At 38.7% G+C, this 14,334-nt stretch carries 7 protein-coding genes; 1 reads left to right on the top strand and 6 read right to left on the bottom strand.

Translation table 11 applies throughout. The features are described from left to right. Positions 1–2: 2 nt before the first annotated feature. Both EYS08_RS19315 and EYS08_RS19310 read right to left on the bottom strand, forming a co-directional pair. Positions 3–3,173: a SusC/RagA family TonB-linked outer membrane protein gene (locus EYS08_RS19315; protein ID WP_131031651.1), complete on the bottom strand. Its 3,171-nt coding sequence runs from the start codon at positions 3,171–3,173 to the stop codon at positions 3–5. Between the two features lie 429 nt (positions 3,174–3,602). Then, entirely contained in the window at positions 3,603–6,098 is a 2,496-nt protein-coding gene (locus tag EYS08_RS19310) for a M14 family metallopeptidase (RefSeq protein ID WP_131031650.1), read from the bottom strand. Positions 6,099–6,182: 84 nt separating this feature from the next. Here EYS08_RS19310 and EYS08_RS19305 point away from each other — a divergent pair, with 84 nt between their 5' ends. Beyond that, on the top strand, positions 6,183–7,484 hold the full coding sequence (locus EYS08_RS19305; RefSeq protein ID WP_208745910.1) for a UDP-N-acetylmuramoyl-tripeptide--D-alanyl-D-alanine ligase: 1,302 nt from the start codon (positions 6,183–6,185) through the stop codon (positions 7,482–7,484). Between the two features lie 214 nt (positions 7,485–7,698). Here the strand turns inward: EYS08_RS19305 and EYS08_RS19300 are convergent, their stop codons facing one another. The 4 genes from EYS08_RS19300 to EYS08_RS19285 all read right to left on the bottom strand — a co-directional run bounded on the left by EYS08_RS19300 (position 7,699) and on the right by EYS08_RS19285 (position 13,862). Continuing rightward, a complete protein-coding gene (locus EYS08_RS19300; RefSeq protein WP_131031649.1) occupies positions 7,699–10,557 on the bottom strand; it encodes a TonB-dependent receptor in 2,859 nt (952 codons plus the stop codon). Between the two features lie 153 nt (positions 10,558–10,710). Continuing rightward, complete coding sequence (locus EYS08_RS19295) at positions 10,711–11,202, bottom strand: gliding motility lipoprotein GldH (protein WP_131031648.1); 492 nt, start codon at positions 11,200–11,202, stop codon at positions 10,711–10,713. Beyond that, on the bottom strand, positions 11,171–12,712 hold the full coding sequence (gene ricT / locus EYS08_RS19290) for a PSP1 domain-containing protein (protein ID WP_131031647.1): 1,542 nt from the start codon (positions 12,710–12,712) through the stop codon (positions 11,171–11,173). Before ricT ends, EYS08_RS19295 begins: the two co-directional genes overlap by 32 nt. A 1-nt stretch (position 12,713) precedes the next feature. Next, positions 12,714–13,862 carry a DNA polymerase III subunit gene (locus EYS08_RS19285; protein ID WP_131031646.1) on the bottom strand — a complete coding sequence of 383 codons (1,149 nt, stop codon included), beginning with the start codon at positions 13,860–13,862 and terminating at the stop codon, positions 12,714–12,716. Positions 13,863–14,334: the final 472 nt, after the last annotated feature.

Here is a 14,334-nt window from a genome sequence, read left to right as displayed (position 1 = left end):
AATTAAAGCCCAACTCTTAAATTAAGACCGAATGTGCGAGACGACGGCAATTGTCCGCCTTCTTGCCAAAAATTTTCAATTTCCGATGGGTCAACACCATATTTCTTTCCAGGAGCAGATATTAACCATGCATTACCCACAACCAAACCTAAGTTAGCTGATTTAAGGAAACCTGTTTTGACCAAAATTTTACTTGGTAAATTATAACCCAATCTAACTTCCCTTAATTTCAGGTAAGAAGCGCTGATCATAAAAAGTTCGCCTGATCCGGTTTGCATACCATTGTAAAATGCTGTACTAGCATCTACATATCTTGTATTTGGTTGACCGTTTGCTAGAACTCCGGCAAATTTATATCCACCACCTTGAGCAACAGGCAATCTCCAGTCGATCCCTTTATCGTTTACACCAACAGTTTCCTGAGATAAACCACTGCCCATATTGAATGCACGAGTAGTAGAGTTAAACAAGCCGCCTTTCTGAAAATCTATAGAAAATCCTAAATCAAAATCAAATACTCTTAACGAACTGTAAGCACCTCCGTTGAATTTTGGACGAGCGTAACCAATAAATTGATTCGTTGTTGAGGTAGGCAGACCGCTTGCAGCAATGATTACATTACCATTAGCATCGCGGTTCCAGGTACGGCCTAATATATAACCCCATTCCTCGCCTTCACGTAAATTTAAGGTATTACCGAAGAATGTACTTGTTTGATAGATTACATTAGTTTGTTTATCTGTGATTTTGTTCACAATAGTTTTAGATTTACTAAAGTTTACGGTCAAATCCCAGCTCACATTTTTTGACTGAACCGGCGTACCAGTTAAGCTAAATTCGAAACCTTTATTTGTTAAATCACCTGCATTGATTAAATTACTTGTATAACCAGTTGCACCATTTAAGGTTACTCCTAAGATCTGATTTTTATTTTTGTTGATATAGTAAGCAAAATCTAACCCAATTCTGTTTTTCAAGAACTTCATTTCAGTACCGATCTCAAATGAATTAGTTTTAGCTGGTATTAATCTTCCGTTCCTAAATTCGTTTCCAATTGCCAAAGAAGGATTGGTACCGTAAGCAGGCGCAGTATTGTATTGAAGATTTACCCTATATGGATCAACATCCGAACCTACTTGAGCATATGCCAATCTTAATTTACCAAATGATATAGCCTTTTTAATACCCTCTGGGAAAAACTCAGAGAATACAAACGAAGTTGAAACAGATGGATAGAAATACGAATTCAAATCTGGAGCGAATACAGATGACCAGTCATTTCTAGCTGTAACATCTAAATAAAGAAAGTTTTTATAGGCCAACGATGCTTTACCGAAAATACTTCTAACTTCTTTTTCATAATAGTCGTTAGTTACTGTTGGGCGAGCTAAAGATGCGGCGATGTTAAAATAGTTAGGGAAGCTTAAACCGCCTGCAGTAGCCATGTCAATTCTCTCTCTTTTTTCATGACGAAGGTTACCGGCTGCCAAAGCATTTAAAGTAAAATCACCAAAAGTTTTATTATAAGTTAAGTTTAATTCATAGTTAAACTCTGTGTCTGTCCAGTTTCTTGTTTTGAAATAATCTTGTTGTAATCCACCTGTTGCCATGCGTTCGTCGCCAGATTCGTTATTAATATTACCTCTTAAAAAACCTGCAATAGCCAAACCACTACCCAAATCGTACTTTAAGCCTAAATTACCAACTAAACGATTATTTCTTTGCGTCCTATAGTTGTTGTTTACAACCCAGAAAGGGTTATCCCAATATTGAGGCCTAGTAACCTCACCTAGATCACCGCTTCCATTTGGATTTCCGATATTCCAAGAAGTCACGGTACCATCAGCCAAAACCTGATGATCTCTCATGTAATTCATATCCAATTGACGCTGAAACCATTGGTTAAAACCTTGAACCACATTTAAACCATCGTTGCGATAAGTTTCGTAAGGCTGTCCAATTCTATTTTCTTTAGCAAATTGAAAATCGGTAGATACAGTTAATCTTTTACTAACATCATATGATCCGTTAACATTTAAAATATTCATTGATCGGTTAGCATTCTCTTGAACAAGAGATCTAGTTTGATTGGTATATCCAACACGCAAATTATAACCTTCTCCCCCTGTTGAGAATGCGATACTGTTGTTATAAGAGCCTCCTGTTTTTAAGTAATCTTTAATGTTATCTGGTTGCGCTGTCAAAGGAACTAGCTTACCAAAATCTTCACCAGCATACCAACTGTAATAAGGACGATAGAGGGTTGTGCCGTCAATTTTTGGACCAAAACTTGCATCCGCCCCATAATCCAACATATTTTGTCCATTAAAGGCTGCCCAAGAAGCTGGATGGATAGCAGGATCATACTCAAATTTCACAAATTGACCTGTATAACCACCTGCATATTCATTTTGATAATCAGGCAACAAAGAAGTTTTTTCGATTGCTAATCCAGAATTAATTTCTATTGAGGTACCGGCTTTTCTGCTCCCTTTTTTACTTGTTACAATTACAACACCATTATAAGCGCGTTGGCCATACAATGCTGTAGCAGCAGCACCTTTAAGCACGGTAATACTTTCGATATTATCCATGTTTACGTTGGCTTGATCGGCAGGCGTTCCATCCACAACAAACAATGGAGATCCTACCGTAAAACCATTAATCCCACGAACAATAACTGAAGCGTTATCAAATGATGAACTTGGTGATCCATTTAATTGAACACCAGCAACCTTACCTGCTAATGCCGTACTGATGTCTGTGTTTTTTGCAATAGTAAGTTTCTCCCCCTTTATTTCAGTAGCGGCATAACCTAAAGCTCTAGCTTCTCTTTTTTCACCTAATGCTGTTACAACAATTTCAGATAACGAAGTAGCATCGGAAGCTAGAACAACATTTATTGTTGTTGAAGAACCAATTGTTTTAGTTTGCGTAGCAAACCCTATAGAACTAAATACTAATGCTGTAGCAGAAGCCGGAACTCTTAAAGAGTATTTACCATCTGCACTTGTAACGGTACCTCCTGAGGCACCTGAAATTTTTACGCTTACACCGGGAATAGGTAATTTGTCATCCGCAGCGATAACCGTACCAGTAATTGTTCTTTCTTGAGCAATTGCCGTTATAGCAACGCACATAAGAATGAACAAACTTTGTAGAAGTTTTTTCATAATGTGATAATAGGTTAGTTAATGATTAATGATTGGCCTAATTTAAGCGTTGAGATTCAGGTTAAAAAACTTTTTTTAACAAATTTTAACAAATCAATGCAAATAACAATTAAACTACTGATATTCAGATAATTAATAAGTGTTAAATTTTCTTTCTTACTGGATTACAAACAGTTAAATAATGCTTTCTTTATGAGATTCCTTATAAAATAGAGCTCTTTTTTTTACATAAAAATGCAAGTTTAGCTCAGTAAGCATATTAATTTCACTTAACAACCTCTAAAACCCCTTCTTTTTGATGAAACAAATAACCTCAAGGAATCAATACCCTACAATTTCTTCAAAACATATAGAATTTCGCAGTAATATTATAAAAACTAGAAGAAAACCCTTACCCATTGGAAAAAACATACTAACATATTGCATGTACTAATAACCACAAAACACGATATTCCCAAATAGAGTCTTCCCACCTTCCCAAAAATTCCTGAAAAGCGGATCACTAGCCAAATAAACTACCTGCCCATGCCCAAAATCTTGTACACCAATTAAAAGCCCTGTTTTAAGCTCTTCCCTTGCTTTTTTGCCCACTACACCTGCCATTAGGCTTTTTTCGTTAACTAAACCTACATTCCAACCTTTAACAAAAGGCTCATAAATTTTACGGTCTGTTTTTAAACTATAGTAAGTTTTACCCAAACCATAGGAAAACGGGTGACTAGCATCTAGATTGATCCGATAAATTGCACCTGGTATTGCGGTTTCGAAATCATCTCTGTTCTTATCCTTGAAAAGAAGTTTGTTTGCCCCTGGCTTTTCATCTTTTTTCACAACCGCTTCCTTCTTTTTAATATCAAATCCTTTTTTCTCGGATACACTTTCTATAGCATCTTCCATCAAAATCAATCTTCCTCCTTTATTTAGCCATGCAATTAAACCATCACCTATAAAAGCACTATAACTTCCATCCGGTAAAATCAAAGTGTTTACTTTATTAATATCCAGGTTATTCAGATCCTTGGCATTAATAATAATTGGTGAAAGATTTAGATCGTGTTCAAGAAAAAACCAGGCTTCGCCAAAAGCGAGAGAAGAAACCTCCGTACCGGATACAATGGCAATTTTAGGTCGTTTTAGCAATGGATAAACGTTAGAGCCAAAATCTTTCCCCTTTTCTACAAAACCACTGCTAATGGCCTGGATTGGCCTGTTCAAGGTTTTGGCGATCGATGTAACCTTATCTTTCATCCCTTTTATGAGCCTTTCGTTTTCCGCCCTCAACACAATTAGGGTTCCGGCAGGATAGTCTTTACCATTTACGGAAAATGGCTGATCGGCCTGTCTAACTTTTATATTTTCTTTTTGCAGCGCAGTTAAAACCTGAATATCTTCACTTGATCCCCAGCTAAACAACCAGGCTAGCGGCTTTTCAAGCTCATTATTGATTACTTTTGGCTCTTCAATTACAGAATATTTTCCTTTAATATTTTCTTTACTGGCATAGCCCTTCAACCCATACACATAAGGCAGGGCCCATGCTGTAATATCATAAGTATTAGAGTCGGTTACGAGGGTTTGAGGCTCTAATAAAACGTTAGCCAAAACTGCCCTCGGCTGCTGGATATTAACAATTAAATCGTTACGGGTTATATTAAAATTTTCTTCCTTTTGGGTATCATAGTCATAACCTCTTCCAGCTTTATCGCCACCAAAAGCAAATTCGATTTTATTTTTGGTCAACAATTCGGCTAATTTTTTTAAACGCGACAAATTAGTCGCTTTTATGATATAACTTTTATAAATACCTGGGCTATTGGCTAATTCCTGCTGGAAATATTTTTTATACTCCGCTAATAATTTCTGATTGTTTAAGGAAGTTACTTCAAGGGTCGACATTCCTGTTGTAAAATGGTGCACGATACGGTCTTTTAAGGTTAAGGTATCACCATCGTTGGTTACCACAGATAATCCGGCCCTGATTCCCCCCTGCTCATAGGTCATGCCAATTGATCCATTGTATAGGGGATAAGTATCACCATAAGATGGGTATAGCAAATCAAAACGCTCTTTAGTGAAGTACTGCCAACCTTCTGCATCAAAATACCTGGCATTATTTTTACCTACTACAACCTGAAAACTTTTTTGCCAAGGCGTAACATCCTGGTGAACTGGCTCTGCTGCAGGTGCAAAATAGTAAGGTTCATTATAGCTTTGCTCATGAAAATCGACATGTACCTGTGGCATCCATTGGTTATACAACGCTAACCTTTGCTGACTTTCAACCTGTGTTTGCCAGGCCCAATCTCGGTTTAAATCGAAATAGTAATGATTCGGCCTGCCACCCGGCCATGGCTCTATGTGTTCTCTTGATAATGGATCGGAATTGGGTGTTTTACCCACCACGCTATTAAAATAATTCACATAACGATCTCTTCCATCGGGGTTTAAACAAGGATCGATCACCACAACAGTATTTTTTAACCAATCTGTAGCTGTTTTATTATTACCCGAAACTAAGGTATAAAGCATCTTCATTGAAGTTTCAGTTGAGTTTGCCTCATTACCATGAACATTATAACTTAACCAAAGTATAGCGGGTTGATTTGTTAAATCGACACTATTAGTAGTGCCTGTTGCCAAAGCTATATTGTTATTCCTGATCTTCTCCAGCTTTGCTATATTTTCTGCTGAAGAAACAATTGCCACCATTAACGGTCTGCCTTCATTCGTTTTTCCATATTCTATAAGCTTCATATTGTTAGGAGAAGCTGCAGCAGTTTGCCTAAAATAATCGGCTACTTTATGGTGCGGGGTAAAGTGCGAACCTAACTCGTAGCCTAAAAAATCATCAGGAGATTTTAACTGTGCTTGCACAAACAAAACCGTACTAAGGGAGATTAGACAGAACGTTAAGAGTCTTTTCATAGGGAAATAATTTTACCTAATGTACTAATTTTGTTTTTTGTTGATGCGAAAGCTTAATTTTACATCATATTTTTTACCATAGGCATGATTACAACCGAAAGATTATACGATTACTACCTCAAAAACCCTGTTATCTCTACCGATACAAGAAACATTATCCCGGGTTGTATCTTTTTTGCGCTTAAGGGAGATCTTTTTAATGCCAACGAATTTGCAGCTCAAGCTATTGAAAAGGGCGCAGCTTATGCAGTTGTAGATGAAGAAGATTATGCTAAAAATAGTCAATGCCTATTGGTTGAAGATGTATTGAGCACCCTGCAGGATCTGGCACGTCATCACCGCAAACAATTAAATATCCCGGTAATCGGTTTAACGGGCAGTAACGGCAAAACAACCAGCAAAGAACTGGTAAATGCTGTTTTAGCGGAGCGATACAAAACCTTTGCCACATTCGGCAATCTAAACAATCACATTGGTGTTCCGTTATCTATCTTATCCATCACCAGTGAGGTGCAGATTGCGGTAATCGAAATGGGAGCAAACCACCAAAAGGAAATAGAACTGCTTTGTACCATTGCTCAGCCCACCCATGGCATTATTACCAATGTTGGCATGGCACATTTAGATGGATTCGGCGGATTTGAAGGGGTAAAAAAGGGCAAAGCAGAACTTTATGCCTATTTAAAAGAAACCCATGGTTATACTTTTATCAATAGAGACAATCCATACTTGCTTGAAATGAGCACCGCGGCAGGCTTAAACAAACTTATTTATTACGGAACAGAAAATGGCAATACTATTAAAGGCGAATTAAAAAGCAGCGATCCATTTATCGAAGTGGATTGGACCAACCATGACGTTTCTTCTTCAGTAAAAACTAATTTAACAGGAAGTTATAATTTCGAAAACATTCTTGCTGCAATCTGTATTGGCGATTTTTTTGATATGAACCCAAACGAAATTAATACCGGCCTTGCTAATTATCAGCCAAAAAACAACCGTTCTCAATTAACCAAAACAGAAAAGAATACCGTAATCTGCGATTTTTATAATGCAAACCCAAGCAGCATGACCGCTGCACTGAAAAATATCGCCGTATTATCAGCGGATAAAAAGACGGCCATTTTGGGCGATATGTTTGAGCTTGGGCCAGAATCGCTTGGCCAGCATGAACTTATTGTGAAACAGGCTAATGAAAGTGGCTTGGATCAGTTAATTTTTATCGGGAAGGATTTTTATACATTTAAAGGCAGTTTTAAAGGCATATTTTTCGAAAATCCTGCAGAGGTTGCTCAGTATTTGCAAGAAAATCCTGTTCAGGATCATTTAGTATTACTTAAAGGATCAAGAGGGATGAAATTGGAGAGTTTGCTGCAGTATCTGTAGGTTTTCGATATTGAAAAAAAGCTGTCTCAAATTGAATCGTATTCTTATCAAAACTTCATTCACCTTAGGTCATTCTCGCGAATGCGGGAATCTTAAAGCGTGTTTCCATTAGCATTAAGATTCCCAATCAAGTTGGGAATGACGATACGTCTAAATATAATTTTTCACTAGAACAATTAAATTTATTCGAGACAGCTGATTAATTTAAATATTATTAAAATGTACAGGCAATTTTTCCATATACATACCTACCACTAAAACCAAACTGGCTAACCGCTCTTGAGTACAAAAATCTACCATTCGAGGTATTGTCTAATCCCCCTGAATAATTACTGGCAGCGTTTCCGCTCAAATTATTTTCATTATTACGCGGATCGATATATAACTTATCAGGGTAAATATCAAAAATATTATTGGCTCCAACCGTAGCAGACCAGGTTTTATTTGCCGCATAACTTACAGAAAAATCAGTTATCCATTTTGGCGCAAAAGTCTGATCCAATTGTGTTGGTAAGCCATTGGCAGCAACATTAGGATCGATAGCATTTAAATAGGTAACCTCACCAAAACGAACTGTTCTGGCAACAAACGATAGTTTATTTACATTATAGGTTGCTGTGATATTTAACTTGTTTTTAGGCACAGAGCTTTCGAAACGGGAGCGTTCTAAACGATCGAAAAGTTTAGCCTTTAATGTAGGATCACTTTCAATTTTATCAGAACCCTGGATACTTCTCACCACGGTTTTGTTTACATTTCCGGCAACACTTAAAATTAAGCTGCTTTTTGTGCCTAAATTAAACCTGTTGGTTAAAACCACATCGATCCCGGCAGTATTGGTGGTAATGGCATTGGTAAAAAACTGTACACTATTAATCTGCGCTGTAGGGTCTACCGTATTTAAAATCTGATTCACCAAGCCCGTTGGCACTAAAACACCGCCAGAGCGTTCGCGGGCATACTGACTGGAGAAAACAATACGGTCGCTGATATCAATGTTATAAGCATCCATGGTAAAAGTAAAGGTTTTGGCGATTTTGCCTGCTAAACCTAAACTTCCCGATTTAGATATTTCTGGTTTTAAGGAGCCAACACCAAATTGGGCAACAATAGGATTAGCATTATTTACGGTTAAAACCTGCGTTGCATTTGTACCCACAAACTGTGTACTTTCATTGTTAAAATATTGTTGATGTAGGGATGGCGCCCTAAATCCTGTGGAATAAGCCCCACGCATCGAAATATCGCCAAAAAGTTTAACCTTACCCGTAAATTTATACGAGAAGTTAGATCCGAAATCACTATAATTTTCGTAACGGCCTGCAGCCCCTAAAGTTACCCGTGGCCCAAATTCAGCTTCAAGATCGGCATAAGCACCAACGTTATGCCTCGATTTGTTTAGTGCGTTGCTCGGCTTAAAGCCTGGGAATACCTGCGCACCTGATGCCGTAGGCGATGTTCCGATCAATCTTCCGCCATTTGAATACGATAACAGTTCGCCTTCTTTGATCTGGTAATTATCTACCCTGAATTCAGCACCAAATGCCGTGTTTAATGAAGTTAAAAATCCACCGTCAAAAGTGTGCTTTTTGCTTAAATCAAGATTACTGGTGTTTTGTCTGAACAGTAATTCTCCTGCATAAAAAGAAGTAGGGCTAGTGCCTGTTGGTAAAGAGGCATTTACCGTATTGTCAATATTAAACTCAATGGTATTTTCTCCACTTGTATTACTTAGATCGTAATCCCAGGCGCCTATTTTACCCCTTAATCCGGCAGAAAATGAATAATCATTAATCTTGGTATCGATGAAAGGCAAAAATCCATTAGGATAGATGGATAAATCAATCTGTGTTGTTTGTGTCGGCAGGCGATAAAAACCCGCGGCACTTCCGGTTTTATGTGTAAAGCCAGCTGCATAGTACAATTGAGTGGTTTTACCAAAATTAAACTGTCCGTTTAAGAAACCACCACCGTTTTTCGAATCGGAGTTACCCACACGCATGTTGTTTCTATCCAAGCCATTTGCTCTTGCCCTTGCATCATCAGTGGCCTTTAAACTTGCAAAACGGGCTTGAAAATCAGCTTCGGTTTCTGTTGAACCTTTTGTTGGGTTTGCAGAATATAATAACGGACGGGTATCTAAACCGCCTCTATTCGTATACCCCCTTTGGAGGTATTGTGCCGCAAAATTGATGAAACCTTTATCATTTTTAAATGCCCATCCCTTGCTAAAATCAACCTGAAAAGTTCTACCATCACTAAAATCACGACCCAGAGCGCTTGAAGAAGATTGACCAAAAGAGGTAGAAAAACTATATGGTGTTACCTTTTTTAACACAATATTGATTACCCCGGCAATGGCATCCGAACCGTACTGTGCCGCAGCACCATCACGTAGCACCTCAATGCGTTCTATTGCCGAAACCGGTATGGAGTTTAAATCGGTTCCGACAGAACCCCGACCGAAAGTACCGTTAATGTTTACCAACGCTGTAGTATGTCTACGTTTTCCGTTTACAAGTACCAAAACCTGATCTGGCCCTAAACCGCGTAAAGATGCAGGATCGATGTGATCGGTTCCATCAGAAACAGTTTGCCGGTTAGAGCTAAAAGATGGCGCCACAAAGTTCAAAATCTGCGTTAAATCTGTCTGGGCAAATACTTTTACGTCTTTTGTAGAAATCAGATCAACAGGTACCACACTTTCGATGTTTGTTCTTGGCGTTGATCTTGATCCAACCACAACTACATCACTTAACAATTCTTTCGCATCCTGCAATGCAAAATCCATTGTTTTTACGGTATTATCAATCTGAACAGCTACTTCGGAAGTTTGATAACCGGTAAAAGAAATCCGGACTTTATAAGCCCCGGGTGAAGGTAACTTTAAGGTATAGAGTCCATTTCCATCAGAAGATGTTCCAATTTTTGAGCCAACTACCTGAACAGTAGCACCTGGAATAGCTAAGCCTGCAGAATCGGTTACCTTACCTTTTAAGCCTTGAGCAAATAATTGAGTAGAAACTAAAAAGAGGAGAAGGGGAAGGATGTTTTTGAGTAAAATTCGTATCATAGTTCATAGGTTTATAAACAATAATAACAATTTTATTACAAATATCTAGTGCGAGACCTAAGTTTTCCAAATAAAATTTCGAAAAACACATCCAAAGACAAATAATTGTGACAATAGGTTAAGTAATCAATAAAACCCTAAGTGAAAACAAGCTTATTTTGCCTCTTCGATCAATAAACCAACATCACTTATTTCTAAAAGTGGATTATCGCGCATATTCTGCTCAATTTCGATCTCAAACTTACCATTTTGGGGAAAATGATAGCTGGTTAACATCGGCAGGGTATAACTAAACACATTTCCAGAACCACTGCCTAGCCATTCGCCATCATTTTTGGCGAGTTTGTATTGATAACGCCGGGTGATCATCTTCTTGCCATCTTTAAAATGGGCAAGGATAAAAATATTGGCATATTTATAATCAGCGGTATGTCTAAGCTTAAAATAAATGTTGTAGGCCTTGGTATTATCCTTAATTTCAAACGGTGTCGAAATATGGTTCCGGTAGGTCCACCTGCGGTTGGCAATTTCTATATTACTATCAATTACGCCGGCTGTACAGCCCACAAACAGTGTAACCATTAATAAAAAGCCAAGCAAAATTATTTGCTTTTTATTCAGCAGCAGGTTTATTTTCTGAGCCATTATTGTTGTTTCGGCGGTTATTATTTTTCCTACGGTTATTTCTATTCTTGTTTTTGCTATGTTCTGGCTTAACACCATCTGCCGCTACATTTCCTTCGGCTTTTACTTCAGGTTTTTGTACCTGTGGCTGTTTTGGCTTGTTGTTTTGAGGTTTTGGCCCATTAACATGCTGTGGTTTAGGTACTGCCTGTTGCTGTGGTTTCTGCCCCCCATTTTGTTGTGGCTTTGGTCCGTTAGGCTGCGGTTTCCCACCTTGCTGGTTCTTTTGGCCAGCTTGTTGCGGCTGCTGTTGCTTATTATTAGGCCCAGCATTCTTCTCTCCGGTAGGTACTCTTTCTCTTCTATTTTGATTATTGTTGCGGTTGTTTTTCTGATTATTGTTTTTGTTCTGATTGTTTTTGCCACGCGAACGTTCATCCAAGCGGGTTAAACTATCCTGACCAACTACATTTTCGTAATCGAAAGATTTTTCTACTACAACCGGTGCAGCAATCTGAACAGCCTCTTCTTTTAAGTTAGGCGCTTTTTTGCCCGCCTTGTTCATCGCCATGATCTCTTTTACACGCGCAGCTTTAACAGGAATCCAGTTTTCATCACCCATGTAACTAAACCACATGATTTTTTTGAAAATGTCAGTTTTTTGGTGACGGGCATAACCAGCTTCAGTATCCAGGTTTTCAATTCTATCTGGAATATCTTTTAAAGCATCCAGATAGGTATCCAGCTCATAGTTTAAGCAGCATTTTAATTTACCGCATTGACCAGCAAGCTTTAAAGTATTTAATGATAAATTTTGATAACGTGCCGCAGCAGTAGAAACTGTTTTGAAGTTGGTTAACCAGGTAGAACAGCATAATTCGCGACCGCAAGAGCCAATCCCACCTAAACGGCCAGCTTCCTGACGCATCCCAATCTGGCGCATTTCAATCCTGATACGGAAACTCTCTGCCATTTTTTTAATGAGCTCACGGAAATCCACACGTCCATCTGCTGTATAAAAGAATGTAGCTTTGGTTTTATCGGCCTGATAATCTACATCACTGATTTTCATCTGTAAACGAAGATCCAAGGCTAGTTTACGGGCTTTGTGCATAGTTTCCCACTCCATCCCTTTAGCGGCATTCCATTTTTCTACGTCAGCTTCTGTAGCCTTACGGTAGATTTTTTTGGTTACCTGATCGAGTGCCGTTTTACGGCGTTTCATCTGGATCCTTACCAGCTCGCCTGTAAGCGAAACATGCCCCACATCAAAACCACCAGTTGGCCCTTCAACGGCAACAAGTTCCCCAATTTCGAGGTAAATGTTATCGTTATTGAGGAAAAACTCTTTGCGTGAGCCTTTAAATTTGATTTCTGTAACCTGAAAAGGTTTATAATTAGAAGGCATATCCAAATTAGATAGCCAATCGTGAACTTCCATTGTTTGGCAACCACCGGTGCCGCATGAGCCATTACTTTTGCATCCATTAGGGGTGCAACCACCACCTGTTGAACAACTTCCACATCCCATATTAATTGTATATATATTGAGTCCCCGCAGGGAGCGTTTTAAACTTGATAATTTTCACCAATTGTAAAGATACATCTAAAAACAGAATTTTCGGGTTTGCGTTTCTTTCAATGTGGTAATGTGCCTTTTCCAGTTCGCCAATTATGGCCTCTGCCATAGGTAAGGTAAGCACGTGTGTGCTGAGTTTTTTTGCGGTTTCAAAGGTCAGTGGGGGTAATTTCACCAATTCTTCAGCCCCGCTTAAAATTAAACAGCATTCGCGTAAATAATTTACGCCATACTTTAAAAAATTCTTCTGGTTTTCTCTTCCCCACTTCGCCGCTTCATCGGTAAACTCGATCAGATCGGGCACTTTATTGCCAAACCCCATCCTCAACCAGGCCGTAAATGTACCCGAACTGTCGCTTTGCGTATCTGCTGCAAGCGCTTTTGCCTCAATTAAATTTCCGTCGGCCAAAAATGAATAATCAATGGCCTGATGCTCCGTTAATCCGCCCGCATTTAATAAATATCCGGTCACCTCTTCCGAAGAAAGCTTCGGAATCTTCACAATTTGTGTCCGGGATAAAATAGTGGTTAAAATCTGATCCTGACTTTGTGCGATTAAAATAAATAAGGTGTTTGCGGGTGGCTCTTCAATTAATTTAAGCAGCGCATTTCCGGCTTTATCCAAATATTCGGGCAACCACATAATTAAAACCTTGGTTTCGGCTTCGAAGGCTTTATAACTTAGTTTTTTAATAATATCGTGGCATTCGGCAATGTTAATATTGGCTTGCTTATTGGCTGCATCGAGTTTAGAACGCCAGATATCCATATCAAAATAAGGATCCTGCATTAACATGCCCCGCCATTCTTCCAATACATCTACAGCTGTTTTTATATTCGCAGAAGCAAAAAAAGGATAGGAGAAATGCAGGTCGGGATGAATTAAACGTTCGTATTTTCTACAGCTCGAACATTCGCCACAACTATCATTTTCGCCTTTGTCAAGGCAATTAATGTATTGTGCGTAGGCAATAGCCAGCGGTACAGCGCCAGAACCAGCAGGCGACAAAAATAGTTGCGCATGGCTAATGCGGTTTTCTTTAACCGTTTGCACCAATTGTTGCTTCACTCTTTCCTGTCCTATGATTTCTTTAAACTGCATTTGGTGCAAAATAAGAAATAGATATGAGATTCACACATTAGTCATTACGATCTTACTTTTGGAACATACTTTTGATGTTGTAAAAACCTGTTGAGTTTATATTGTCGGAATCGTTTCAATAGATTTTTTCTGTTAATTGATGGCTTACATTATTTTGAAAAGCAAGGTCTTGTGCGTTTGGGTTCCGAAAGTCCTGCTATCGCTTCAAGTCCAACGCTGTGGGCTTTACGCTTTCAGGTTTATTTAACTAAATCAGTAATTCTTCGGGAACATCAAATAGCGCACTACGCAACTTTCCCTAAACCGTACCGGCCTGCATCAACTAAACTGATGGGAGCGGCAGCCCCGAAGCATGAGGGCTAAAGCATACAGCAGGACCGGACATACCCAAGCACGACGGGTGTTGCTTTCCAAAAAAATAGAAGAAATCAATTTTAAACCAATAACACACAGGTTACCAAAGTATTACCTC

The organism is Pedobacter kyonggii, from assembly GCF_004310665.1.
GTDB lineage: Bacteria > Bacteroidota > Bacteroidia > Sphingobacteriales > Sphingobacteriaceae > Pedobacter > Pedobacter kyonggii.
This window is presented reverse-complemented; position numbering and strand designations above follow the sequence as displayed.

Excerpts from the sequence above, each read along its gene's own strand:
- EYS08_RS19295 (WP_131031648.1), bottom strand. The coding sequence starts at position 11,202 with ATGGCTCAGAAAATAAACCTGCTGCTGAATAAAAAGCAAATAATTTTG.
- ricT (WP_131031647.1), bottom strand. The coding sequence starts at position 12,712 with ATGGGATGTGGAAGTTGTTCAACAGGTGGTGGTTGCACCCCTAATGGA.
- EYS08_RS19310 (WP_131031650.1), bottom strand. The coding sequence starts at position 6,098 with ATGAAAAGACTCTTAACGTTCTGTCTAATCTCCCTTAGTACGGTTTTG.
- EYS08_RS19300 (WP_131031649.1), bottom strand. The coding sequence starts at position 10,557 with ATGATACGAATTTTACTCAAAAACATCCTTCCCCTTCTCCTCTTTTTA.
- EYS08_RS19285 (WP_131031646.1), bottom strand. The coding sequence starts at position 13,862 with ATGCAGTTTAAAGAAATCATAGGACAGGAAAGAGTGAAGCAACAATTG.
- EYS08_RS19315 (WP_131031651.1), bottom strand. The coding sequence starts at position 3,173 with ATGAAAAAACTTCTACAAAGTTTGTTCATTCTTATGTGCGTTGCTATA.
- EYS08_RS19305 (WP_208745910.1), top strand. The coding sequence starts at position 6,183 with ATGATTACAACCGAAAGATTATACGATTACTACCTCAAAAACCCTGTT.